The organism is Streptomyces sp. NPDC059010, assembly GCF_042740355.1.
In the GTDB taxonomy this organism is placed as follows: Bacteria; Actinomycetota; Actinomycetes; order Streptomycetales; family Streptomycetaceae; genus Streptomyces.
In genome coordinates this window covers 66,284-90,930 of the sequence record NZ_JBHYJA010000044.1, presented here as the reverse complement: position 1 = coordinate 90,930, position 24,647 = coordinate 66,284, and the positions used below count along the sequence as shown (strand labels likewise).

Annotated in this window: 22 protein-coding genes and 2 pseudogenes; 11 read left to right on the top strand and 13 right to left on the bottom strand. The window is 71.6% G+C overall.

Annotated elements, in window-relative coordinates; all coding sequences use genetic code 11:
- A pseudogene (locus ACFWYS_RS36175) lies at window positions 1-159 on the top strand (MarR family transcriptional regulator); the annotation flags it as partial.
- 116 nt (window positions 160-275) lie between these two features.
- A complete protein-coding gene (locus ACFWYS_RS36170) occupies window positions 276-1,469 on the top strand; it encodes a CaiB/BaiF CoA transferase family protein (protein ID WP_384778319.1) in 1,194 nt (397 codons plus the stop codon).
- 36 nt (window positions 1,470-1,505) lie between these two features.
- Here ACFWYS_RS36170 and ACFWYS_RS36165 read toward each other — a convergent pair whose 3' ends face one another.
- A complete protein-coding gene (locus ACFWYS_RS36165) occupies window positions 1,506-1,946 on the bottom strand; it encodes a VOC family protein (protein WP_384778316.1) in 441 nt (146 codons plus the stop codon).
- 219 nt (window positions 1,947-2,165) lie between these two features.
- On the opposite strand from ACFWYS_RS36165, the gene ACFWYS_RS36160 reads away from it, so the two are divergent.
- Entirely contained in the window at window positions 2,166-3,035 is an 870-nt protein-coding gene (locus ACFWYS_RS36160; protein WP_384778314.1) for a hypothetical protein, read from the top strand.
- 166 nt (window positions 3,036-3,201) lie between these two features.
- Here the strand turns inward: ACFWYS_RS36160 and ACFWYS_RS36155 are convergent, their stop codons facing one another.
- From ACFWYS_RS36155 to ACFWYS_RS36140, 4 genes are all read right to left on the bottom strand, one after another.
- Window positions 3,202-4,068 carry a fructosamine kinase family protein gene (locus tag ACFWYS_RS36155; protein WP_384778311.1) on the bottom strand — a complete coding sequence of 289 codons (867 nt, stop codon included), beginning with the start codon at window positions 4,066-4,068 and terminating at the stop codon, window positions 3,202-3,204.
- Window positions 4,069-4,113: 45 nt separating this feature from the next.
- Window positions 4,114-4,569: a (2Fe-2S)-binding protein gene (locus tag ACFWYS_RS36150; RefSeq protein ID WP_147998190.1), complete on the bottom strand. Its 456-nt coding sequence runs from the start codon at window positions 4,567-4,569 to the stop codon at window positions 4,114-4,116.
- 21 nt (window positions 4,570-4,590) lie between these two features.
- Window positions 4,591-6,708: a molybdopterin cofactor-binding domain-containing protein gene (locus ACFWYS_RS36145; RefSeq protein ID WP_384778325.1), complete on the bottom strand. Its 2,118-nt coding sequence runs from the start codon at window positions 6,706-6,708 to the stop codon at window positions 4,591-4,593.
- Between the two features lie 120 nt (window positions 6,709-6,828).
- A complete protein-coding gene (locus ACFWYS_RS36140) occupies window positions 6,829-8,040 on the bottom strand; it encodes an FAD-dependent oxidoreductase (protein WP_384778308.1) in 1,212 nt (403 codons plus the stop codon).
- 295 nt (window positions 8,041-8,335) lie between these two features.
- Between ACFWYS_RS36140 and ACFWYS_RS36135 the strand changes: the two genes are divergently transcribed.
- On the top strand, window positions 8,336-8,881 hold the full coding sequence (locus ACFWYS_RS36135) for a hypothetical protein (RefSeq protein ID WP_384778305.1): 546 nt from the start codon (window positions 8,336-8,338) through the stop codon (window positions 8,879-8,881).
- A gap of 80 nt (window positions 8,882-8,961) precedes the next feature.
- Here ACFWYS_RS36135 and ACFWYS_RS36130 read toward each other — a convergent pair whose 3' ends face one another.
- On the bottom strand, window positions 8,962-10,737 hold the full coding sequence (locus ACFWYS_RS36130; protein ID WP_384778302.1) for a helix-turn-helix domain-containing protein: 1,776 nt from the start codon (window positions 10,735-10,737) through the stop codon (window positions 8,962-8,964).
- A gap of 171 nt (window positions 10,738-10,908) precedes the next feature.
- Here ACFWYS_RS36130 and ACFWYS_RS36125 point away from each other — a divergent pair, with 171 nt between their 5' ends.
- From ACFWYS_RS36125 to ACFWYS_RS36105, 5 genes are all read left to right on the top strand, one after another.
- Window positions 10,909-12,657: an FAD-dependent oxidoreductase gene (locus ACFWYS_RS36125; RefSeq protein ID WP_384778299.1), complete on the top strand. Its 1,749-nt coding sequence runs from the start codon at window positions 10,909-10,911 to the stop codon at window positions 12,655-12,657.
- Between the two features lie 88 nt (window positions 12,658-12,745).
- A complete protein-coding gene (locus ACFWYS_RS36120; protein WP_384778296.1) occupies window positions 12,746-13,603 on the top strand; it encodes an intradiol ring-cleavage dioxygenase in 858 nt (285 codons plus the stop codon).
- A complete protein-coding gene (locus ACFWYS_RS36115; protein ID WP_384778293.1) occupies window positions 13,600-14,706 on the top strand; it encodes a maleylacetate reductase in 1,107 nt (368 codons plus the stop codon). The genes ACFWYS_RS36120 and ACFWYS_RS36115 overlap by 4 nt, the downstream gene beginning before the upstream one ends.
- A 60-nt stretch (window positions 14,707-14,766) precedes the next feature.
- On the top strand, window positions 14,767-15,669 hold the full coding sequence (locus ACFWYS_RS36110; RefSeq protein WP_384778290.1) for a YceI family protein: 903 nt from the start codon (window positions 14,767-14,769) through the stop codon (window positions 15,667-15,669).
- Window positions 15,670-15,756: 87 nt separating this feature from the next.
- Window positions 15,757-16,137 carry a luciferase family protein gene (locus ACFWYS_RS36105; RefSeq protein WP_384778286.1) on the top strand — a complete coding sequence of 127 codons (381 nt, stop codon included), beginning with the start codon at window positions 15,757-15,759 and terminating at the stop codon, window positions 16,135-16,137.
- A 10-nt stretch (window positions 16,138-16,147) separates the two neighbouring features.
- Here the strand turns inward: ACFWYS_RS36105 and ppk2 are convergent, their stop codons facing one another.
- From ppk2 to ACFWYS_RS36090, 3 genes are all read right to left on the bottom strand, one after another.
- Entirely contained in the window at window positions 16,148-17,038 is an 891-nt protein-coding gene (gene ppk2 / locus ACFWYS_RS36100; protein ID WP_384778283.1) for a polyphosphate kinase 2, read from the bottom strand.
- Window positions 17,039-17,118: 80 nt separating this feature from the next.
- On the bottom strand, window positions 17,119-17,589 hold the full coding sequence (locus tag ACFWYS_RS36095) for an SRPBCC domain-containing protein (RefSeq protein WP_384778280.1): 471 nt from the start codon (window positions 17,587-17,589) through the stop codon (window positions 17,119-17,121).
- Between the two features lie 19 nt (window positions 17,590-17,608).
- Complete coding sequence (locus ACFWYS_RS36090; RefSeq protein ID WP_384778277.1) at window positions 17,609-18,037, bottom strand: MarR family winged helix-turn-helix transcriptional regulator; 429 nt, start codon at window positions 18,035-18,037, stop codon at window positions 17,609-17,611.
- 137 nt (window positions 18,038-18,174) lie between these two features.
- On the opposite strand from ACFWYS_RS36090, the gene ACFWYS_RS36085 reads away from it, so the two are divergent.
- Window positions 18,175-18,987, top strand: a complete 813-nt coding sequence (locus ACFWYS_RS36085) for an amidohydrolase family protein (RefSeq protein WP_384778274.1) — start codon at window positions 18,175-18,177, stop codon at window positions 18,985-18,987.
- A gap of 26 nt (window positions 18,988-19,013) precedes the next feature.
- Here the strand turns inward: ACFWYS_RS36085 and ACFWYS_RS36080 are convergent, their stop codons facing one another.
- The 4 genes from ACFWYS_RS36080 to ACFWYS_RS36065 all read right to left on the bottom strand — a co-directional run bounded on the left by ACFWYS_RS36080 (window position 19,014) and on the right by ACFWYS_RS36065 (window position 24,199).
- The gene (locus ACFWYS_RS36080; protein WP_384778271.1) at window positions 19,014-20,342 is read right to left on the bottom strand and encodes an enolase C-terminal domain-like protein; all 1,329 of its coding nucleotides are present in this window, start codon (window positions 20,340-20,342) and stop codon (window positions 19,014-19,016) included.
- 37 nt (window positions 20,343-20,379) lie between these two features.
- Window positions 20,380-21,756, bottom strand: coding sequence for a gluconate:H+ symporter (locus ACFWYS_RS36075; RefSeq protein ID WP_384778268.1), 1,377 nt, complete (start codon window positions 21,754-21,756; stop codon window positions 20,380-20,382).
- Between the two features lie 509 nt (window positions 21,757-22,265).
- Window positions 22,266-23,252 (bottom strand): aldo/keto reductase, encoded by a 987-nt coding sequence (locus ACFWYS_RS36070; protein ID WP_384778265.1) that lies wholly within the window; start codon window positions 23,250-23,252, stop codon window positions 22,266-22,268.
- A 47-nt stretch (window positions 23,253-23,299) separates the two neighbouring features.
- Entirely contained in the window at window positions 23,300-24,199 is a 900-nt protein-coding gene (locus ACFWYS_RS36065; RefSeq protein WP_384778322.1) for a helix-turn-helix transcriptional regulator, read from the bottom strand.
- Between the two features lie 215 nt (window positions 24,200-24,414).
- Between ACFWYS_RS36065 and ACFWYS_RS36060 the strand changes: the two are divergent.
- Window positions 24,415-24,647, top strand: a pseudogene (locus tag ACFWYS_RS36060) (hypothetical protein); the annotation flags it as partial.

Genomic DNA, 24,647 nt, shown 5'->3' with positions numbered 1-24,647 from the left:
GGCATCTACACCAACGTCACCGAAGCAGGCCTCAAGCTCCTCGCAGAGGCACGCCCCACCAACGACACGGCCCTGCGCGAGGCCCTCGACACGGCCGCTGAGAACCCCGAACTGGCCCCGCTGGTCCGGGCGGTCGAGACACTCCGCGTACCCGTCTGAGGCCGCGCGGCGCCCCGGCCGCTCCCCGACCGAAGTGACCTGGGCCCGGCCGCGCCCCGGCCGGCCCGATCATGCGCCGTTGACGCGATCTCCCATGTGCCCGTACACATGCCCCTATGAGCGCGCCCCACCTTCCCCTGTCCGGTGTCACCGTCGTCAGCCTTGAGCAGGCCGTCGCCGCCCCCTACGCCACCCGGCAGCTCGCCGACCTCGGAGCGCGCGTGATCAAGGTCGAGCGGCCCGGGGACGGGGACTTCGCCCGGCGGTACGACACGACGGTGCACGGGCAGTCCAGCTATTTCGTGTGGCTCAACCGGTCCAAGGAATCCCTCACGCTGGACCTCAAGGCCCCGCAGGGCCAGGAGATCCTGCACCAACTCCTCGACGGCGCCGACGTGTTCGTGCAGAACCTGGCGCCCGGTGCCGTCGACCGCCTCGGCCTGGGCACCGACGCGCTGCGCGAGCGGTGGCCGCGGCTGATCCCGTGCACGATCTCGGGGTACGGCACCTCCGGGCCGTGGGCCGACCGGAAGTCGTACGACCTGCTGGTGCAGTGCCAGACCGGGCTGGTGTCGCTGACCGGGACCCCCGACGAGACGGCGCGGGTGGGCATCTCCGTCGCCGACATCGCCGCCGGGATGTACGCGTACAGCGGCGTCCTCACCGCCCTGTACACCCGCGCCACCACGGGCACGGCGCACCCGGTGGAGGTGTCCCTGTTCGAGGCGCTTGCGGAGTGGATGGGGCAGCCCGCCTATTACACGCAGTACGGCGGCACCCAGCCTCCCCGGCTCGGCACCCAGCACCCCACCCTCGCCCCGTACGGCGCCTACCCGGCCGCCGACGGCCGTGAGGTGCTGTTCTCCATCCAGAACGAGCGTGAGTGGGCCGTCCTGTGCGCGCAGTTCCTGGGCCGGCCCGAGCTGACCGACGATCCTCGCTTCGCCACGAGCTCGGCCCGCGTGGCCCACCGTGACGAGCTCAACGCCGTGGTCGCCGAGCGCTGCGCCCGCTCCGACGCCGACGAGATCCTCAAGGACCTGGAGTCCATCAGCATCGCCTGCGCCGGGGTCAACGACGTCGCCGCGTTCCTGGACCACCCGGTGCTGTCCGGCCGCGACCGCTGGCGCGACGTGACGGTACCCGGCGGCGCGACGGCACGGGCCCTGCTGCCGCCGGCCGACCTCGCCGGCGTGCCCGCACGGATGGACCCGGTGCCCGCGGTGGGCGAGCACACCGAGGCGATCCTGACCGAACTGGGCCGTACCGGCGAGGAGATCGAGGCCCTGCGCGCCGACGCCGTCGTCTGAGGAGCCCGACCGATGATCTGATCCGCTTCCTCCATCTCAGCGCAGTTGCTCGGCCAGTCCGACGATGATGCCCTCCGGGCCGCGGACGTAGCAGAGCAGATAGCTGTCCTCGAACCGGGCGATCTCCCCGACGAGTCCGGCGCCGTGCGGGCGCAGGCGGGCAACGGTGTCCTTGATGTCGTCGACGGCGAACATGACGCGGTGCGTGCCCAGAATGTTGTGCGGCCGGTCGCGCGGCCCGGCGCTGATCACCGCGGGGCTGCGGTACTTCGCCAGCTCCAGCCGGCTGTGACCGTCCGGGGTCCGGAGCATCGCGATGTCGCAGCGGACGCCGTCGAGTCCGGTGCACTGGTCGGCGAAGGCGCCCTCGACCTGCGCCCTGCCCTCCAGCTCCATACCGAGCTCCACGAAGAACGCGATGGCGGCATCCATGTCCTCCACGACAATGCCGACGTTGTCCATCCGCTGAATCGCCATGCCGGTTTCTCCCTCTTCCTCTTCTTCCTCGTGCGGCCGGTGGTGGCCGCTGATGTCCCTGGGACGGAGCGGCCGGCACGTTCTCGACATCCGTGGACCGCGGAACTCAAGAAAATCCGGATCGCCTGGCCGAACGCGGCGCCCTCTTCCCGCGTCACAGTGTCGGGCGGTGTCGACCGCCGCCCTGACCGGCTCATCGCCGTCCGCTCGGGGGGATCCATGCGTACGACCGTCCCACGCACCGTCCGGTTGCTCACCGCACTCGGCCTGCTCGCCGCCGGATGCGGCAGCGGCAGCGGCACGGCGAGCCAGGAGCAGTCCGATCCGGCACCCGACACCAGGCCCCGCGCGCTCAAGGTGGCCAGGGCCTGGGACGGCTCACCGGCCGCCGAGACCTGGCGCAAGGGCTACTACCCGATGGGCGACCCGGTGCAGCTGCCCGAGGGCGCCTTCCACAACGACGCCGACAAGGAGGCGTACGAAACCCAGAACTTCGCGCTGCGCGGCGACCTCCCCAAGCCCCCGCGGAAGGATGCGAAGGTGACCTGGCAGAACGGTGACTCGCTCACGCTGCCGCTCATGGGGGCGCGGGCGGCCTACGAGAAGCTGGGCGGGCCGAACGGCCCCGGGCCGCGTCTCACGGTGACCGGGGCGAAGCCGGGCGAGATGACGCTGGCCACCAGCCGCGGCCCGGCCACCGTCCCGGCATGGCTGTTCACGATCAAGGGCTATGACACTCCGCTCAAACGGGTCGCCCTCAGCTCCGCCAAGCCGCCGAAGTCGCCCATCGGACCGGTCGACTACACCAGCAGCGAGCTGTGGGACCTCGACAAGCTGGTCGAGGTGTCCGCCGACGGCCGGTCCGTCACCGTACTGGCCCACCACGGGGCATGCGACGACGGGCCCGGCGTGGACGTCCTGGAGACGGACGGCAGTGTCGTGCTGTCCGCCTACTTCGTCGGGACCAAGGACGGTCCCTGCACGCTCCAGCTGCTGTCCAAGAAGGTGACCGTCGCACTGGACCGCCCGCTGGGCGACCGGACCCTGCTGGACGCGTTCACGGGCGGTCCGGTGCGTGGTGCCACGTGAGTCACCGCTCGTGAAAGACCCTCACGTCCCAGGGGTGCGGCAGTGGCTGTGCGGGGCTGCTTTGACTCCGTAGTCACGCCACTGTGGGGAGCGGTGGAAGCCGAGTCAATGCTCTGTGCGCCGGCAACAGCCATCCGACCGCGACCCGGGCAGCGATCCGGCACCGTCAGCCCGTCAGAGCCGACTCGGCAGTCGCCAGGGCCTGTTCGGCGTAACCGCGGCCGAAGAGCACCGCGTGCACGAGGAGCGGGAAGAGCTGGTGGACTCCGATCCGGTCGGGCCACTCGTCGGCGAGGGGCGCGGCCTCCTGGTAGCCGTCCAGGACGCGGTCCAGGTGGGGGCAGCCGAAGAGGTGCAGCATCGCCAGGTCCGTCTCGCGGTGCCCGCCGTGCGCGGCCGGGTCGATCAGCCAGGCGTGTCCGTCGGCGCCCCACAGGACGTTGCCGTTCCACAGGTCGCCGTGCAGCCGGGCGGGCGGCTCGACGGGGCCGGCCAGTTCGGGGAGCCGCTCGCAGACCCGCTCGATGACGGGTGCCTCCGTGCCGCGGACCGTGCCTTCGTCGACCGCACGGCGCAGATACGGCAGCACCCGGTGCTCGGCGTACCAGCGGGGCCAGTCGGGGCCGGTGACGTTGCGCATCGGGGCGAGGCCGATGCGGGCGTCCTCGGGGCCGCCGGGTGGCGGGGCGCCGAAGGCGGGGGCGCCGGCCGTGTGCAGGGCGGCGAGCTCGCGGCCCAGTCGCTGCGCGGCCTCGGCGCTGGGCCGACCGGTCGCCACCCGGTCGGTGACCAACCACGGCCCGTCCTGGCCGTGCACTGCGGGGATGCGGACCGTGCCTGCCTCCGCCAGCCAGCGCAACCCGGCCGCCTCGGCCTGGGCCGCCCGGTCGCCGTCGCCGCGTTTGACCATCACCATCCGGCCGTCGTCGAGGGTGACTTCGGCGAGCGTGCCGGAGAGCCGGCGCACCCCGGTGGCGGTGCGTCCGGTGAGGTGCGCCGCGACGGCGCCCGGGTCCTCGAAGTTGTGGTGCACGGCCGTCAGCGTACGGCGGCGCCGCGCCCTACCGAAGTCACCTGGTCAGCTGTTGGCGGCCGCCTTCTTGATCGCCTCACGGATCCGGGAGTAGGTGCCGCAGCGGCAGACGTTCTCGATGCCGTCGATGTCGGCGTCGGTCGGTCGGGGTGTCTTCTTCAGGAGGGCGGCCGTGGCCATGATCTGGCCCGGCTGGCAGAAGCCGCACTGGGCCACGTCGCAGTCCAGCCAGGCCTGTTGCACGGGGTGCAGGCGGTCGCCGTCGGCCAGGCCCTCGATGGTGGTGACCTCGCGGCCGGAGCAGTCGGCGACCGGGACGACGCAGGGCTGGATCTCGTCGCCGTCGAGATGGCTTGTGCAGGCGCGGCAGGCGCCGATGCCGCAGCCGTACTTGGGGCCGGTGACGTTCAGCAGGTCGCGCAGCACCCACAGCAGGGGCATGTCGGCGGGGGCCTCGACGGTGACGCGCTTGCCGTTGAGGGTGAAGGAGTAGGACGGCATCGGTACCTTCTCGGACGAGGCTCAGAAGTTCAGGGGGAAGCGGCGCGGCTTGGTGCCGGTCGCGCGGGCGTAGGCGTTGGCGACGGCTCCGGACGCGGCCGGGACGCCGAGTTCGCCGGCTCCGCCGGGGTCGCCCTTGGAGGGCATGATGTGCGCCTCGAAGTGCGGTGGGGCGTGCCGTTGGCGGGCGTAGTGGAAGTCGGCGTAGCTGCTCTCGCGGACGGCGCCCTTGTCGATGTGCAGTCCGGCCCGCAGCACCGTGGAGATGCCGTCGACGGCGGTGCCCATGAGCTGGGCCTCAAGTCCGCGCGGGTTCACGGCCGTGCCGACGTCGGCCGCCATCACCACCTTGGTCACCCGGGGGTTCTTCGGGTCGACGGCGTCGATCTCGACCAGACAGGCCACACAGGAGCCGTACTCCTCGTGGACGGCGACTCCCTGGGCGTGGCCCGGCGGCATGGTCCGGCCCCATTTCCCGGCGGTCGCGACCTTGTCCAGTACGGCCTTGACGGCCTTGCCGCGCAGTGTCGTACGGCGGAAGGCGACCGGGTCCTTGCCCAGGCTGCGGGCGACCTCGTCGACGACGATCTCCTCGGCGGTGCGTACGGTGCCGGAGTCCACCGAGCGCCAGGCGCCGAGGGGGATCGCCAGGCCGACCGAGCCCGAGTCGCCGGAGAGGCGGCCGAAGTTGTAGAGGCCGCTGTCGCTGGGGAGCGGGGCCGCGGCGGGAGTGACGGCGGCCGGGCGGACACCGCCCTGGGTGGACAGGCCGCCCTGGGTGGACAGGCCCTGCTTCCCGGCGGACTCGTTGACCGAGGCCGTCGCGTGGGCGAAGGCCACCACCCGGCCCTGGGCGTGACTGGCCCGGATCCGGTGGTGGGAGGCGGGGCGCATTCTGCCGTGCCGGACGTCGTCCGCCCGGCTCCACATCAGCTTCACCGGCCGGCGTGCCTTCTTGGAGATGAGGGCCGCCTCGATCGCGGCGTCGTAGTTCAGCCGGCGTCCGAACGAGCCGCCGCCGCGCAGGACATGGACCCGGATCTTCGACGCGGGCAGGCCGATCGTCGCGGCGATGTCGTCGCGTGCGGACTGCGGGGTCTGGGAGGAGAACCAGATCTCGGCACGCCCGTCGCGAACGTCGGCCACCGCCGTGAGCACCTCCATCGGCGCATGGCTGACGAAGGCGAACTCGAACTCGGCCTCGGTCTGCGCCGATCCGCTCGGCGGGGTGCCCAGTTTCGGGACGGCCGCGCGCAGCCGAGAGCGGATCTGCGCGTCGGAGAGGTTCGCCAGCGGGCCCGGCGCCCACTTGATCTTGAGTGCGTCGCGGGCCTGGAAGGCGTGGTGGAAGGTCTCCGCGACCACGGCGACACCACCGTCGATCCGGACGACGGCGTGCACGCCGGGCATGGCGCGTGCGGCCGCGGAGTCGACCGAGACGACCTTGCCGCCGAGCGTCGGCGGCCGGACCACCACCGTCGGCTTGGCTCCGGCGACCGCGAGGTCTCCGGTGTACTTCGCCTTGCCGGTGACGATGTCGCGGGCGTCGATCCGGGTCGTCGGCCGTCCGATCACCCGGTGCTGGGAGGCGGGCTTGGGTGTGGTCGGCACGGCCGGCCGGGTGATCCGGGCGGCGCTTCGGCTCAGCGAGCCGAAGGTGGCGGTGCGCCCGTCCGGTGCGAAGACACGGGTGCCCCGGGTGCGCAGCGTCCGCGCGGGAACGTGCCAGCGCCGGGCGGCCGCGGTCACCAGCTTGGCGCGGGCGGTGGCGGCCAGGTGCCGGGCCGGACCGTACAGCGAACTGACCGAGTTCGAGCCTCCGGTGAACTGGTTGCCCTTGCCGCGGGCGTCCGCGAGCGGGATGTCGACGTCGGCGAGCCGGGCGTCCAGCTCCTCGGCGATCATCATGGCGACGGCGGTGGTGACGCCCTGGCCGACCTCCACACGCGGCAGCCGTACGACGATCCTGTTGGCCGCGGTGACCTCCAGGACCAGCATCTCCTCGTCGGTGCCGGTGGCCACCACCTCGGACGACGGGCGGGCGCCGTCCGCGGCTTCCTCGGCGCCTTCCGCGGTCGAGCCCTCGCAGCCGAGCGGTGCGGCGACGGTCAGGGTGGTCGCCGCGAGCGAATAGACCACGAACTGTCGACGTGACAACTGACGGGCCAACAGACGCTCCTCTCCGAGAACCCGGGGTGGTTCGACATGTATGAGGGGCGGTTGCTCGCCGGGGTTGCGCCGGTTGGTCACTCCATCGATCTACGGCCCGGGTGGCCGCAGTTCGGTGCCCCACTCCAGGTGTCGTATCAGCTCGTCGTCGCCGGGCCGACTGCCACGCGCGGCGCCGGGACCGGGTCGAGGACCAGGACCAGGGCCGGGGCCGGGGCCGGGGCCGGGGCCTGACGGGGTGTGAGTGCCGCGGGAGATGTTGCCGCTGACCGTGATGTTGTTCTCCACGCGCGGGCGGCGGAGCGTCTCGTAGAGGGCGATGGCACTGTCGGTGTCCGGTGTGTCCCGCAGGGACTTGGCGAGGACGACGGCGTCCTCCAGGGCCATGGACGCGCCCTGCCCGGTGGCGGGGGACGCCGCGTGGGCCGCGTCGCCGATGACCAGGGTGCGGCCGGAGCGCCAGGGCGTCCCGGTGGGCAGTTCGGTGGCGTTGGTGACCATCAGCCGGTCGGAGGTGGCCGCGACCAGGTCGGCCGCGGGGGTGGCGTCCTTGCGCAGCAGCGGCAGCAGCAGGTCGCGCCATCGGGCGGGGGTGCCGTGGCCGAGGTCGTCGGCGGCCAGGGGGGTGTCGGTGACGCGGGCGAACCAGTACGTCTCCCCCGCGGGCGACACCGCGTATCCGAACGCGACGGAGCTGCCGCGGACCATGGTGATCGTCTCGCCCTCGCCGGACGGGGGTGTGGCGTCGGTGTAGCCGTAGAAGACGTACTGTCCGGCGTAGTCCGGGCGGGCGTCGGGGGCGACGGTCCGGCGAACGGTCGAGTTCAGGCCGTCGGCACCGATGAGGAGATCGCCGGTGGCCGTACTGCCGTCGGCGAAGCGGGCGGTGACGCCGTCCGGTTCTTCCTCGACGGATACGAGGCGGGCGCCGTGCCGGATGTCGATGCCGCGGCCTGTCACCTCGGCCTGTAAGGCGGCGTTGAGATCACCGCGCCGCAGGCAGCGGTACCGCAGGTGGGGGGTGCCGGCCTCGCCGAGCGGCACCTGGGCCACCTGGGTGCCCGTGTCGTCGAGGACCCGCATCGAGGTGAGGGGGAAGCCGATCGCGGTGACCGCGGCCGAGGCGTCGATCTCCGCGAGCGCGCGCATACCGTTGCTCGCGAGGGTGAGAAACGCGCCGATGTCCTCGGCGGAGTCGGGGTGCGCCTCGTGCACAGTGACGTCGAATCCCGCCTTGTGCACGGCAAGAGCCGCTCCCGCACCGGCGATTCCACCCCCGATGACCAGTACCTGTGCCAACATCGCCCCCCACTCGTACGCACCCGTGCATCGCCCGGTCCTTCATGGAACGTCCCGGCACCGGCGCGGGTTCCCGAGCACTGCCCGGGCCTCGGCATGGGCGGCGATCGGCGTTCCCCATGTCGGCGTGGGCGCTGCTCATCGATGTTCCTGGCTTGTTCCGGATGGTTCCCGTGCCGTCTCTCGCGAACGGTGCAACCATTGAGCCAACCCGGGTGTCTCACCAGATATCAGACCGATCGCCTCCCCGGGGGACGCAATGGTACGAAAGAGAACGGCATGGGCGGCACTCGCGCTCATGGGCACCACTTTGGGAGTGGCGGCGGTTCCGGCCGGCGCCGCACCCGTCGGCACGACGGCCCAGGCCACGGCCTGCCCCACGGGCTGGGGCAGTGTGGCCAAGACCCGCTCCGCCGCCACGACGGAGTCGGTGACGAACATCAGGACCGGCCGGCACGCCTGCTTCGACCGCATGGTCGTCGACGTCCCCGGCGCGGGCACGGGCGCCCTCGGCTACTCGGTCCGGTACGTCAGCCGCCTCCACCAGGACGGCTCGGGCAACTACATCCCGGTGGGCGGCGGAGCCGTCCTCGAAGTGCGGGTGGCCGCCCCGGCCTACGACCCGGACACCGGGAAGCCCACGTATCCCGTGCGCGCCGGTGAGCGCCTGTCGGGCGTGGACCTCACGGGCTACCGCACCTTCCGGGACGCACGGTTCGCCGGCAGCTTCGAAGGGGACACACAGATCGGGCTCGGGGTCCGGGCACGGCTGCCGTTCCGGGTGTGGGTGGCGACCGGCCGGGTCGTGGTCGACGTCGCGCACAACTGGACCGGGGCACGCTGAGGCCCCCAGAGGAACTGAGTGATCAGGCGGCCCGCCTCACCTCACGGTGCAGCCCGCCCCACGACACGGTGCGGCCCGCCTCACCTCACAGAGGCGGGCCCCTGATACTCCCTGAGCTTCCGGTAAAGGGTCGCCCTCGCGATCCCCAACGCCGCCGCGGCGCGTGCCTTGTTGCCGCCGTGGCGGCGCAGCGCCTCCAGGATCGCGGCCCGTTCGGCGAGCTCCATCGGGCTGAGGCTCCGCCCCGCGGGCCCCTCCCGGACGGGGTCCGGCAGTTCGCCCCGCCGCACCGGCCCGGAGACCCGGCGCTGACTCGCCAGCGCCCGTACGAGGTGGGCGAGTTCGGTGACGTTGCCGGGCCAGGGATGTTGTTCCAGCGCCCGCAGCGCGTCCAGCGTCCAGGTCAGCGGCGGGCTGCCGGGGGCGGGCCGGGGTGCGAGGACGGGCAGCAACTCCCTGATGTCCTCGGGGCGTTCGCGCAGGGCGGGCACGGTCACCGAGCGGGCCGCGAGGGTGTCGAGAAGTCGCTGCAGACAGGGGCCCGGCGGCGTTCCGGGAGTGTAGGTGACGACCAGATGGACATCGGGGCGCTCGTCCAGGAGGGAGTTGAGGGCGGCGACGTCCGGCTGGGCCAGCCGCTCGGCGTGCCTCAGCAGCAGCGGGCGATCGCCCGTCCTCCCCCAGCCTTCCGTGAGGGGGACCCCCGTCTCGCCGCGCTCGTCGCCGTTGAGGTCGAGTTCGGGTGACTCGGCGGCGTCCACGACCAACGGGGCCTTGCCGTCGAGGAGTTCGAGGGCGAGTGCGGCCTTCCCGGTGCCCCGCTCACCCACGACGAGCAGCGGCCCCTCGGTGCGGGCCAGGGCCGCCGCCCGCGCGACCGCGTGCCGCCACGGCACCGAGCTCCCCACCAGCGAGCCCGCCGGACAGAGCGGTGCCGCCGCCGACTCCACGGGACGTGGTTCGAGTACGGCGACCAGGCCGAGGACACGGCCGTCGTGCCGTACCGGAGTGATCTCGGCCGTGCACCCGGCGCCCTCGGGAAGCGGGATGTCGTACGACTCCGCACTCCCCCTCCCCCACGCGCGCGTGGCCCGCTCCAGCGCGGCTCGCTCCAACGCCTCCAGCACCTGCGGCGAGGCAAGACGTGCCGCCGCCTCGCTGACCACGCGGTTACGGCCGTCCAGGGCGACGACCGCCCGTCCGTTCTCCCGCGCGGCCCGCTCGTAGGCGTCGAGCAGGGCGCGTTCCGCGGTACGCGCGCGTGCCCGCAGTTCCGCCTCCACGGCAGCCGCGGCCGACTCGGCGAGGGCGGCGCCGGGGTGCGGGCGGCAGCCGGCGCAGAGGCCGGAGGCGACAGTCACCGTGCCCAGGGCCTGACCCGTCTCCGGGGAGAGCAGGGGCACACTGACCGCGGAGACGTCCTGCCACACGTCGAGGAAGTGCTCGGGGCCGTGCACCTCCGCCCGGCGCCGAGTGCGCAGCGCGAGCGCGGCGCTGTTGTGGCCGACCTCCCGCTCGGACAGGTCGCGGCACGCGTCGTCGCCGGGCGCACTGCCGGCCGACCACAGCACCCGCAGCCGCTCGTCGGTGAGGATGAGCGCCGAGCCTGCGGCGTCCAGGGCGGAGGCGATGCGGGCGAGCACGGGGCGTGCCGCCTCCAGCAGGGGCGAGTCGGCCGGGTGGGCCGGCTCCGGTGCCGGGCCGTCGAGATCGGGCCGCACGCCGAAGAACCGGGCGCGCCGCCAGGCGGCGACGATGTCGTCCGGGACGCCGTCCGGGAGGGGACGTCCCGTCAGGAACCGTTCGCGGGCCTGGCGTAGCGGGGCGAGGGCAGGGGGATGTTCCGCGGTGGTCATGGCGTCCCTCACCGTATCGGGGGCGTCACGCGCCGGACGACGGCGGGTTGTCTCGTATTGAGACACCCATGACCGGCCACCCCGCTCCATGATCATGAAAGGCCGGAGTCTGTTCCCCTCCGCTCCCCTGCCCTGTCTCCCCTCCTGTCTCATCTCCTGGAGCGTTCTGTCGTGCACACCGTCGTCGAGACCGATGTACTGATCGTGGGCAGCGGCCCGGCGGGCGCGTCGGCCGCGCTCGCGCTGAGCAGCTACGGCGTGCGCAACATGGTCGTCACCCGGTACGCGAGCCTTGCCGACACCCCCCGTGCGCACATCACCAACCAGCGGACCATGGAGGTGCTGCGCGATCTGGGCGTCGAGGAGGAGGTCATCGCCAAGGCGACGCCCCAGCACCTCATGGGCAACACGACGTTCTGCACCAGCCTGGCCGGCGAGGAGCTGGGCCGGGTCCGCTCCTGGGGCAACGATCCGCTGGTGCAGGCGGCGCACGAGCTGGCCAGCCCGACCCGGATGTGCGACATGCCGCAGCATCTGATGGAGCCGGTACTGGTGAACGCGGCGATCGCGCGCGGCACCGACTTCCGGTTCAGCACGGTGTACAAGTCCTTCGTGCAGGACGAGGCCGGTGTCACGGTCACCGTCGAGGACCGGCTGCGCGGCGACGAGTACACGATCCGCGCCCAGTACCTGATCGGCGCCGACGGCGGCCGTTCCAAGGTGGCCGAGGACGCGGGGCTGCCGATGGGCGGGCAGATGGGTGTCGCGGGCAGCATCAACATCGTCTTCGACGCGGATCTGTCGAAGTACACCGCGCACCGGCCCTCCACCCTCTACTGGGTGCTGGCGCCCGGCGCCACGGTGGGCGGCATCGGCGCGGGCCTGGTGCGCTGTGTACGGCCCTGGAACGAGTGGCTGATCGTGTGGGGCTACGACGTGACCGCGGGCGCCCCCGACCTCACCGAGGAGTACGCGCTGTCCGTCGTACGGCAGCTGGTCGGCGACGACGACATACCGGTGACGATCAAGTCGTCGTCGGCGTGGACGGTGAACGAGATGTACGCCGAGACGTACGCCAACGGGCGGGTCTTCTGCGCCGGTGACGCCGTGCACCGTCATCCGCCGTCCAACGGGCTCGGCTCCAACACCTCCATCCAGGACTCCTACAACCTGGCGTGGAAGCTGAAGCTGGTCCTTGACGGCGTGGCCTCGCCGAGGCTCCTGGACACCTATGACGCCGAGCGGGCTCCGGTCGGGAAGCAGATCGTGACCCGCGCGAACAAGTCCATCGCCGAGACCGCGCCGGTCTTCGAGGCGCTGGACGGGCTGTCTCCGCAGACCCCGGAGCGGCTGTGGGCCAACATCGCCGCCCGCAAGGACGCCACGGAGGCGGCCGAGAAGCAGCGGACGGCGCTGCGTGAGGCGATCGCGTTCAAGGTGTACGAGTTCAACGCGCACGGCGTCGATCTCAACCAGCGCTATTGCGCCGAAAGCTCTGCCGCCGTCGTCCCGGACGGCACCCCCGACCCCGGTTTCACCCGCGACCCCGAGCTGCACCATCAGCCGACCTCCCGCCCCGGCGCCAAGCTCCCGCACGCCTGGATCACCTCGGGAACCCGGACCGTGTCGACCCTGGACACCGTCGGCAAGGGCCGCTTCACCCTGCTCACCGGCATCGGCGGCGACGCCTGGGTGCGGGCCGCCGAGGCGCAGCCCCTCGACCTCGCCACGGTGGTGATCGGGCCGGGGCAGGAGTACGAGGACCCGTACGGCGACTGGGCGAACCTCAGGGGGATCTCCGACGCGGGCGCCCTCCTGGTACGCCCCGACGGGTATGTGGCGTTCCGGCACGCCGGGGCGGCAGAGGACGCCGAACGGTTGCTCGCGGACGCGCTGCGCCGGATTCTCGGGCACGGTTGAGATGAGCGCCGAGGAAGCCGGGGAAGAACGGAAAGCCGGAGAAGGACAGGAATCCGGGGAAGGACAGAAGGCCGGGGAAGGAGCCCACATGACCGGCGAGCCGACAGTCACCGACGAGGCCGTCGCCAGTCTGCGCGGGACCGCCGATCCACGGCTGCGGGAGCTGCTTTCCGGTCTGGTCCGGCATCTGCACGCCTTCGCGCGGGAGACCCGGCTGACGCAGGAGGAGTGGGAGCGGGCGATCGGTTTCCTGACGGCGACCGGGCAGGCGTGCACGGACACCCGTCAGGAGTTCATCCTGCTGTCGGACGTGCTCGGGCTGTCGATGCTCGTCGAGACGATCAACGAGCGCCAGGGCCCGGGCGCCACCGAGTCGACGGTGCTGGGCCCCTTCCACATGACCGAGTCCCCCGAGCGCGCGCTCGGCGCGAACATCGACCTGGTCGGTGACGGCGAGCCGTGCGTGGTCAGCGGCCGGGTGCTGTCCCGGGACGGCGAACCGCTGCCCGGCGCGGTGGTCGACGTGTGGCAGGCCGACGGGCACGGCTTCTACGACGTGCAGCGCCCGGACGTACAGCCGCCGGGCAACGGCCGGGGCCTGTTCACGGCGGACGCCGAGGGCCGCTTCTGGTTCCGTACCTGTGTGCCGAGCCCGTATCCGATCCCGACGGACGGCCCGGTCGGCGACCTGCTGCGGGCCACGGGACGGCACCCCTACCGCCCGGCCCACATCCACTTCATCGCCTCGGCCGCCGGCCACACGCCGGTGACCACGCACATCTTCGTGGCGGGCAGCGCATACCTGGACTCCGACGCCGTGTTCGCCGTCAAACAGAGCCTGGTGCAGGACTTCGCGTCGACGAACGACCCGGCCCTGGCCCGCGAGTACGGCGTGGCGAACCCCTTCCGGCACGCCCGCTTCGACCTCGTCCTGGAGCGGGCGTGACCGGCTCCCCCGACTTCTCCCCCGCCTTCTCGCTCGACTTCTCGTACGAGACCCGGCCGGTGCGGGTCGTCCTGCGGCCCGGCGCCGCGGTGTCGGCGACGCCCGGTGAGGCCGAACGCCTCGGTCTGCGGCGGCTGTTGGTGGTGTGCGGCGCGCGCGGGGCGGACACCGCCCGAGCCGTCGCGGACGCGCTGGGCCCGGCCTGTGCGGGCCTGCACGACGGGGCCCGGATGCACGTGCCCGTCGAGGTCGCCGACCGGGCCGTCGAGGTGGCCCGGGCGGCGGGTGCCGACGGGTGTGTGGCGGTCGGCGGCGGCTCGTCGATCGGGCTGGGCAAGGCGATCGCGCTGCGCACCGGACTGCCGCTGATCGCGGTGCCGTCCACCTACTCCGGCTCGGAGATGACCCCGGTCTGGGGCCTGACCGAGCACGGCGCCAAACGCACCGGCCGCGACCCGGCCGTGCAGCCCCGCAGCGTCGTCTACGACCCCGAGCTCACCCTCTCCCTGCCCGTGCCGCTCTCCGTGACCAGCGGCGTCAACGCGATCGCCCACGCCGTGGAGGCGCTGTACGCCCCGGACACCTCGCCCCTGGTGACGCTGATGGCCGAGGAGGCCGTACGGGCGATGGGGCGGGCACTGCCCGAGGTGGCCGCGGAACCGACGTCGCTCCAGGCGCGCGGCCGTGCGCTGTACGGCGCCTGGCTGTGCGGGTCGTGTCTGGGCGCCACCACGATGGGCCTGCACCACAAGCTGTGCCATGTCCTGGGCGGCACCTTCGATCTGCCGCACGCCGAGACGCACACGGTGGTCCTGCCGTACGCCCTGGCCCACAACGCGCCCGCCGCACCGCAGGCGGCAGCGGCGGTCGCACGCGCCCTGGACGCCGAGGACGCGCCGACGGCCCTGTGGGAACTGGCCGGGCGCCTCGGCGCGCCCCGTTCCCTGGCCGAACTCGGCCTCACCGAGGCCGACTTGGCGACGGCTGCCGCCCGCACCGCGGGCCAGGCGTACGCCAATCCCCGCCCGGTCACCGTGGACGGCGCGCTCGCCGTGCTGCGGGCGGCGTACGAGGGCGCACCGCCGGTGACCGCGGCCCGGTAAGCCCCCCCGTCCCTCTCCCCTCCCCCCCCACATCCCCACCCCCTCAGGAAGGTGACTGCCATGCCCCTAGGACTGCTCAGGAGTCGACGCTCCCGGGGGGTGCCCGCCGCCGGGTTTCCCGTTCCGCCGGGTGCGGGTGGTGTGGGCCGCGAGGTCGTGGATCCGGTGGGGCTGCCGATGCGGGGCGCCGATGTGACGGTCACGGCGATGGACTCGCACGAGGTCGTGGTGCGGGGCACCACGGATCCGTACGGGCTGTTCTTCGCCGCGCTGCCCCCGGGCCGCTACGGCCTGCGCATCACGGCCGAGGGCCTCACTCCACACCAGGAGACCCTGGACGTCGCCGCCGGTACGACGCCTCCCACCGCGCGGGTCCAGCTGATCTCGGGGCGGCAGCTGGATCTGCCGGCGCCCGGCACCTGGCTGTTCGACCCGCCGCACACGGCGATCCGGTTCATCGCCAAGCATGTCGGCATGGCCCATGTCCACGGCCGTTTCGAACGGTTCACGGGCGGCATCCGGGTGGCGCAGGACATGGCCGCGTCCCAGGTGTCGGTGCGTATCGACGCGGCCAGCATCACCACGGGCAACAACACCCGGGACAACCATCTGCGTTCGGCCGACTTCCTGAACGTCGAGCGCTACCCGTACATCGACTTCGCCAGTACCCGCTTCGCCTACCGGGGCGGCACCAAGTGGACCCTGCACGGCTCCCTGACCATGCACGGGATCAGCCGCTCCGTCGAGCTGGACACCACCTACCTGGGCTCCGTCAACGGCGGCTACGGCGAGGAACTGCGCTGTGCGGCCCTGGCCAAGGCGGAGCTGCACCGGGAGGACTACACACTGAACTGGCGCAGCATGCTCGCCCGCGGGATCGCGGTGGTCGGTCCGACGGTGCAGCTGGAGCTGGACGTCCAGGCGATGTACCGCACACACGACACACCCACACCTCCCGACTAGGCCGCAGTGGCCGAGAGGTACCTCACGCCCCGGTTACGAATCGCTCAACCTCTGGTTGCGACGCGGTGATCGAGCGACTATGGGTGCATGACACTGGCCCAGCGCGCCATGGAGCAACTGGAAGTCTGGCCCGACCTCAGTTCGGGCCCGGCCAGTTGCGGCGCAGGACGGGCCCTGCGCACCGTCCACAGCGAGATCGTGCACTTCCATTCCGACCACGACGTGGACCTGCACCTCACCGAGAGGGCCATCGAGCGCTTTCGCGCCGACCTCCAGGAGTCGACCGCGATCCGGCTGGTCGCGGGTTCCCGCTGGGTGACCGTCCACCTCGACTGCGACACCGACGTCGATCTGCTGATGAGCCTGGTCAGCATGGCACTCAAGGCCCACCAGACCGGATCGTCCCCCGTCGGCGACCCGGCCCGGTCCGAGTGCAACTTCCACCGCGTCACGGTGGTGCCGCGCTAGCACCGGTGCGTCAGCGCTGCTCCGTGTCGTCCTCGCCTGCCTCCAGCAGGCCCGCGGCAGCGCCGATGATGCGGGGGTCGGGGGCGCCGACGACCTCGTCGTCCTTGTCGGCGTAGTCGAAGCGGGCCAGCACGCTGCGCATCGCCTCGACGCGGGCCCGCTTCTTGTCGTTGCTCTTGACCACCGTCCAGGGCGCGTGGTCGGTGTCCGTCTCGCGGAACATGGCGACCTTGGCGGCGGTGTAGTCGTCCCAGCGGTCCAGCGACGCCAGGTCCATGGGGCTCAGCTTCCACTGTCGTACGGGGTCGACCTGGCGGATCGTGAAGCGGGTGCGCTGCTCGCCCTGGGACACCGAGAACCAGAACTTGACCAGGTCCACGCCGTCGTCCACCAGCATCCGCTCGAAGGCCGGGGCCTGCCGCATGAACCGCCGGTACTCGTCGTCGGTGCAGAAGCCCATCACCCGCTCCACGCCGGCCCGGTTGTACCAGGACCGGTCGAACAGCACGATCTCACCGGCGGTCGGCAGATGCTCGACGTACCGCTGGAAGTACCACTGTCCGCGCTCGCGCTCGGTCGGCTTCTCCAGCGCGACCACGCGCGCGCCGCGCGGGTTGAGATGCTCCGTGAACCGCTTGATCGTGCCGCCCTTGCCGGCCGCGTCCCGTCCCTCGAAGACGATGACGAGTCGCCGCCCGCTCTCCTTGATCCAGCTCTGCAGCTTCAGCAGCTCGATCTGCTGGAGCCGCTTGTGCCACTCGTACTCCGGGCGCTCCATGCGCTGCTCGTACGGGTAGTTCTCACGCCAGGTGTCCACCGGACTGCCGTCCGGCCGGATCAGTACGGGATCGTCCTGATCGGTGTAGTCGACACGCAGCCCTGACAACAGTTCGGTTTTCATACACCGATGCAAGCGAGCGCTTTCGTACGCTCGGCGAACCCCAGGCAAAGATCAGCTATAGGTGATGCCCACGAGGCCGCTCAGCGAGTGCCGGACTCCGCCTCGACCAGCCGCGCGAGGTTGGCCAGCGCCATCCGCGTGCCGGTCTCGTTGTCCTTCGCGGGGACGGCATCGGGAAGACCCTCGTGCACGACGAGGACGTCCGTGCCGTCGTCGGCATCGGTGAGGGTGGTGGTCATCGTCATCGTGCCGTGCAGCGCGGGGTCGTCGGTCTCGAACTCGATCTCTTCGACGACCTGCTCGTCCGGCACCAGTCTCACGAAGCGGCCATGATAGGTGTCGGTGTGCGCATCAGACTTGCCCGCGCCGGTCGGCAGGTCATAGGTGAGCGAGACCCGGAACGCGCCGCCCTCCGTGCCGTCGAAGTGGTGCACCCGCGCGGTCATGTCGTCCGGCACCCGCCACTTCGCGACGGCGTCCGCGTCCAGCAGTGCCCGGTAGACGGCGGCACGCGAGGCGTTCACATGCCGGGAGACCCGCGTCGAGTGCATGGCCTCACGATAGCCCGCGTCAGAGGGACTCCCAGTGGGCCAGTGCCCGCATCGCCTCGGCCGTGCGGGTGAAACCGTCGTCGCCCAGCAGGGCCCGCGCCTCGGCGTTGAACCCGTCGACCTCCGGCTGTGCGGCGTCGAGTGCGGCGGCCCCCGCGGCGGTCAACTCCAGCACCACGGCCCGGTGTTCACGCGGATGCGCCCGCTTCACGACGAGACCGGCCGTGGTGAGCCGTCCGACCAGCCCGGTGACGGCGGATTCGCGCAGTCCGAGGACGCGGGCCAGTTGCTGCTGGGTGATGCCCGGCTCGTCACGGACCGCGTACAGCGCGCCGAGTTGGGCCGTGGTGATCCCGGCGGCGGCCAGCAGACGCCGGTCGAAACCGGTGCGCAGCCGGTGGGCCGCCCGCTGGAGCAGGAAGAACAGACGCAGGTCGGGCTCGGACATGGACCGATGTTGACAGACGTCGCCGGGCGGCGCCATGCTCACTTCACTAGTGAAGTGAGTGAGGTGGGAGGAGCGTGGGAGGCGCGATCTGCGCGAGCCCCCGGCCGCTTCCCCCTTCGCGCAGAGAGGCGGAACCCGTGCCCGTCATCGACGCCTGGATGCAGCATCCGACGCCGCGCCACGCCAACCACGAGATGTTCGAGTCGCTGCGCCGGTGGACCGGTATGCAGACGCTCGACAAGCCGCTGCCCGTCGAGGTCACGGTGGCCGCGCTGGAGGCCGCGGACGTGGAGACCGGGCTCGCGGCCGCCTGGTACGGGCCGCAGGGCGCGCTGATCGACAACCACGAGGTGGCCGCCTTCGTCGAGCAGTCCGGCGGGCGGCTGCGCGGAGTGGCGGGTGTGGATCTCGCCCGGCCCATGGCCGCCGTACGGGAACTGCGGCGCGCCGTCGAGGAGTCGGGCTTCGTGGCGCTGCGTGTCATCCCGTGGCTGTGGGAAGTGCCGCCCACCGACCGGCGGTACTACCCGCTGTACGCGGCCTGCGTGGACCTCGGCGTGCCGTTCTGCACGCAGGTCGGGCACACCGGCCCGCTGCGGCCGTCGGAGACGGGGCGGCCCATCCCGTACATCGACCAGGTCGCCCTGGACTTCCCCGAGCTCACGATCGTGTGCGGGCACATCGGATATCCGTGGACGACGGAGATGATCGCGGTCGCCGACAAGCACCCAGGCGTCTTCATCGACACCAGCGCCTACACGGTGCGCCGCTATCCGCCGGAACTGGTGGAGTATCTGCGCGGCCGGGGCCGCCGAAAGGTCCTGTTCGGCTCCAACTACCCCATGATCACGCCGAGTCGGGCCCTGGAGCACCTGGACGACCTGGACCTCGACGAGGAGACGCGGGAGCTGTTCCTGTACGGCAACGCCCGTCGCGTCTTCGCCCTGTGAGCCCCTGACCCGGGACTCACCGCGACTCAGCGCACCAGGCAGGGCCGCTTGGCGTCGAAGGTCCAGTCTTTGATCAGGTACCGCATCGCGGCCGCGTCGTCCCGCCCCGACAGCGCCTTCTCCCGGTACAGCTCGTGCGCGGCCAGGAGCCGGTCCTGGTCCAGGCGGATTCCGAGGCCGGGCGTGTCCGGTACGGCGACCTCCCCGCCGATGATCCGCGGCGGCTCGGCGGTGAGCCGTTCCCGGCCCTCCTGCCAGATCCAGTGGGTGTCCAGGGCGTTGTACTCACCGGGAGCCGCCGCGCCGCAGTGGGCCATCATCGCCAGGGAGATGTCGAAGTGGTTGTTGGAGTGGCAGCCCCAGGTCAGCCCCATGGCGTTGCACAGCTGGGCGACCCGTACCGAGCCCCGCATGGTCCAGAAGTGCGGGTCGGCCAGCGGGATGGAGACCGACTGCAGGGCCAGCGCGTGGGTGAGCTGACGCCAGTCCGTGGCGATCATGTTGGTCGCCGTGGGCAGGCCGGTGGCCCGGCGGAACTCCGCGAGGATCTCCCGGCCCGAGTAACCGTCCTCCGCCCCGCAGGGGTCCTCGGCGTAGGCGAGGGTGCCGACGAGGGGGCGGCACAGTTCGACGGCCTCGCGCAGGGACCAGGCGCCGTTGGGGTCCAGGGTGATCCGCGCCTCGGGGAAGCGGTCCTTCAGCGCCCGTACGGCCGTCACCTCCTCGGCGCCCGGCAGGACGCCGCCCTTGAGCTTGAAGTCGCGGAAGCCGTAGTGGTCGTAGGCGGCCTCGGCCTGGCGGACGATCGCCTCGGGGGTGAGGGCCTCCTCGTGCCGGATGCGGTACCAGTCGACGGCGGCGTCGGGGTCGCGGACGTAGTCCAGGTCGGTGCGGTCCGGGTCGCCGACGTAGAAGAGGTAGCCGAGGACGCGCACGGCGTCGCGCTGTTTGCCGTCGCCGAGCAGGGCGGCGACGGGGACCTCCAGATGCTGGCCGAGCAGGTCGAGGAGTGCCGACTCCACGGCGGTGACCGCGTGCACCGTCGTCCGCAGGTCGAAGGTCTGGGCGCCGCGGCCGCCCGAGTCGCGGTCGGCGAAGGCCGCCCCGACCGTGCGCAGGACGCGCTGGTAGTCGCCGACGCGTGAGCCGACGACGAGGGGTTCGGCATCCCGCAGGGTACGGGTGATCTTCTCCCCGCCGGGCACCTCGCCCAGGCCGGTGCGGCCCTCGGAGTCCTCCAGGACCACCACGTTGCGTGTGAAGCAGGGGGCGTGGGCTCCGGAGAGGTTGAGGAGCATCGAGTCGCGGCCGGCGACCGGATACACGGTGAAGCGGGTGACGACGGGCTGGCTCATGGCTGGCGGATGCCGTTCTCGTGAGGGGGGTGGTCGGTCAGACGGCGAGGGCGTCGAGGGCCTGTTCCAGGACGAGGACGCCGCCGAGGCCGAGGATCGCGAGGACCGTCGTATAGGTCGTACGGGCCTTGATGGCGTCCAGGACGGACAGGTTGAAGTACTCCTTGAACATCCAGAAGCCCGGGTCGTTGACATGGGAGAAGGCGATCGACCCGCAGGAGACCGCGAGCACCATCACCTCGGGGTGTACGCCGCTGCCGGCGAGCAGGGGCAGTGCCACGCCGGCGGCGGTGACGACGGCGACGGTCGCGGAGCCGAGGGCCACCCGCAGGATGGCGGCGATCAGCCAGGCGAGGACGATCGGGGAGATGGACCAGCCGTCGGTCGCGTCCTTGATGTAGTCGGATATCCCGCCCTCGACGAGGACGTTCTTGAAGGCGCCGCCCGCTCCGATGACGAGCAGGATCATCGCCATCGCCTGGGCGGCCTCCTTGCACGAGGTGCTGACCTCGGCCAGGCTGCGGCCGATGCGCGGGCCGAACGCCCAGATCGCCACGAGCAGGGTGAGCAGCAGGGCGATCGGCGCGGAGCCGATGAAGGCGACGAAGTGCATCAGGCCGCCTTCGCCCGGGCCCGCCAGGTCGGTCACCGCCGCCCCGGCGATCAGTACGACGGGGAGCAGGGCGACGGACAGCGACCAGCCCAGGCCGGGCATGTCGTCCTCGTCGAAGACCCGCTCGCTCACCAGGCCCTTGGGGATGGACGGGTTCATCGCCCGGACGAACGGGAGGCGCGGCCACAGCAGGGCGATGGCGGCGCCGATCGGGACGGCGATGAACAGGCCGTAGAACAGGGTGAGTCCGACGGACGCCTGGAAGGTCGCGGCCACCGCGGTGGGGCCGGGGTGCGGTGGCAGGAAGCTGTGCATGGTGGACAGGGCGATCGACATGGGCAGCCCCACCCACAGCAGGTTCGCCCGGGTGACCCGGACCAGGGTGAACGCGATCGGCACGATGATGACGAAGGCGACCTCGTAGAACATGGTCACGCCGATGAGCATGGCCGTCAGCACCATGGCCACCTGGACCCAGCGGGGCCCGCACACGTCCAGGAGCCGGCCGGCGATGCGCTGGGCGGCGCCGGAGTCGCCCATCACCCGGCCGACCATGGCGCCGAGCCCGATGGTGAGCATGGTGTCGCCTATCTGGTCGCCGATGCCCTCGGCGAGGACGTCCGGGATCTTCTCCAGCCCGATCCCCTGCACCAGGCCGACGCCCACGGCCACCAGGAGCAGGGCCGCGAAGCCGTTCAGCCTGAGCCTGGTCATCAGGACGAGCAGGACCAGGACACTGATCCCGACCACCACGAGCGGCATATGTCGGTTCTCCTTTGAACGTCGGCCGCTTCCGTTCAACCCACTGAATGGGGTCCTCACATGAAGACGCCGTCTACATATGAGGACGGAGATTATGGTCGTGGACGGTCAAGGTCAATGGGTCTGCACCGGTCGATTCCGGCCTTGGGGGAACATCGGTACAGCCGTTGGCGCTGAGATTGATCACGAAGCTGAGGCAGACGGGAAGCTCGCCGAGGAGCCCACGCGACCGTCACCAACCAGGTCCGTGCCCATGTCCGGCCGCGAGGGACGGCCCACGCCGCTGGGCCAGGCGCGGCACCATCCACCAGGCGTACCGGGACGACATGGAGGACCAACTCGGCTCGCTCGGCGTGATCCTGAACGCCGTGGCCCTGTGTTATCTACTGTGACTTCGATCGTCAGGTGACCAGAGGTCCTTGCGTCCTCACTGGTCAAGAAGCTGTGACGATGTAGTTGGCCGATCAGGAGCCCGTTGATGGCGCTGATGCGCCGGTGGCCGGGGCCTCTGGGCCGTCCGGAGGGTGCACTGCTGGGGGGTGGCCCGTCTACTGGTCGACCAGGCTCATGTGCATCTCGTTGTAGCGGTCGCCGCGGACGCCGATGCGGGCCGCCAGCGCGTCCAGGTCCGCCTGTTCGTCGGCAGACAGGGCGAGCTGTGTGGCGGCGGCGTTCTCCTCCACCCGTGCGATGCGGCGTGTGCCGGGGATCGGCACGATCGACGGGTGCTGGGCAAGCAGCCAGGCCAGGGCCACCTGTCCGGGGCTGGCGTTCTGCGCGTGGGCCAGGGCTGCTGCGTGGTCGATCAGTGCCTGGTTGGCGGCGAGGTTGTGCTGCTCGAACCGTGGAATGGTGGTGCGGATGTCGCCGTCGGTGAACGCGGTCGTGGTGTCGACCGTGCCGGTGAGGAAACCCTTGCCGAGCGGGCTGAAGGGGACGAATCCGATGCCGAGTTCGGCGAGCGTGGGCAGGACTTCGGGTTCGGGGTCGCGGGTCCACAGAGAGTATTCGCTTTGTACCGCCGTCACGGGGTGGACGGCGTGCGCACGACGGATCGTCGCGGCACCCGCCTCCGACAGGCCGAAGTGCCGCACCTTGCCGGCCTGTACCAGCTCTGCGACGGCGCCCGCGACGTCCTCGATCGGCACGTCGGGGTCGACCCGGTGCTGGTAGAAGAGGTCGATCGTGTCCGTGCGCAGCCGGCGCAGCGAGGCGTCGGCCACCCGCTTGATCTGCTCCGGCCGGCTGTCGAGACCGACGGACTTGCCGTCTTCGATGCGCCAGCCGAACTTGGTCGCGATGACGACCTCGTCGCGCAGAGGGGCAAGTGCTTCGCCCACGAGCTCTTCGTTGGTGTAGGGGCCGTAGACCTCGGCGGTGTCGAAGAAGGTGACGCCTCGGTCGACGGCGCCACGGATCACGGCGATCATGTCCTGCCGGTTGCCGGGATTGGGGCCATAGCTCTGGGACATGCCCATGCAGCCCAGGCCGATCGCCGAGACTTCAAGGCCCTGGCCGAGGATACGGGTGTGCATTGTGTGTCTCCTTGCGGTGAGCGAGGCCAGAAGGCCGGCGGCAGGGCTCAGTAGCTGCTGGTGCGGTCCGGGTCTGTGGCTGCGGAGGCGTCTTCGGTGGCGGCCCAGGCGGCCAGCAGTTGCAGTGCGTCGTGGGCCGGGGAGTCGGGTCCGGTGCTGTACGCGGTCAGGGTCAGGCCGGGCTGTGCGGGCAGCTCCATGGCGTCGAAGTCGAGGGTGATCTCGCCGACGACTGGGTGACGGAAGCCTTTGCGGCCGGTGTGGTGCAGGCGCACGTCGTGCTTGGCCCACGCGGTGCGGAACTCCTCGCTGCGGGTGACGAGTTCGCCGATCAGCCCGGTCAGGTCGCTGTCGCCGGGAGCCCGCCCGGCCTCGGTGCGCAGCAGGGAGACGGTCGTGTGCACGGACTGCTCCCAGTCGGGGAAGAAGTCCGGGCCGTGCGGGTCCAGGAACTGGAAGCGGGCGATGTTGACCGGTCGCGGTGCGCCCTCGGTGAACAGGGGAGAGTACAGGGCACGGCCGAGGCGGTTGACGGCGAGGATGTCGAGGCGGCCGTTGCGGATGAAGGCCGGGGAGTCGGTCATGGAGTCAAGAACGCGCAGGACACTGTCCGGCAGCGGGCCGCGGGTGCGTTTGGTGCGGCGGGTGGGGCGCCGGGTGACGGCGCGGGCGAGGTCGTAGAGGTGGGCGCGTTCGGCCTCGTCGAGCTGCAGGGCACCCGCGACGGCGTCGAGGACTTCCTCGGAGGCTCCGGCGAGGTGACCGCGTTCGAGGCGGACGTAGTAGTCGACGCTGACGCCGGCGAGCATCGCGACTTCCTCGCGGCGCAGCCCGGGCACGCGCCGGTTGCCGCCGTAGGCGGGCAGCCCGGCCTGCTGTGGGGTGATCTTGGCGCGGCGGGAGGCCAGGAACTCGCGGATGTCGCTCTGGGTGCTCACGCCCTCCAGGCTAGGAGGGCCGGCGCAGGCGAGGGGGGTTCTGTCAGTACCTGGAACGGCCGTGCCTCCCGCCCGCGCGTGACCTGCGGTTCCCTCGGTAGTGGCCGCTGCTGCGGCTCCCGGGCGGACCACCTCGGACGAGAGCCTCGGGCTGCCAGGGCGGGCACCTGATTCCAGGCGGAAGGGCCCGGTTACACACCGTTCGTGAGCGAAGGAGTCGTCCTATGGCGAAGCAGTCCGCACCCCAGGAGCTGGTCGGCGTCGCGCCCAAGCTCGTCGAGGTCACCGACGAGGTCCTCTTCGGCGACGTCTGGGAGCGGCCCGGCCTCGCCGCGCGGGATCGCAGCCTGGTCACCGTGAGCGTGGTCCCCGCGCGGGACCGCCGCGGGCACCGCCGCCCCCCCCCGGGCGCTTATACACAACAGACCTTATACACAACAGACGCTGCCGACGACCA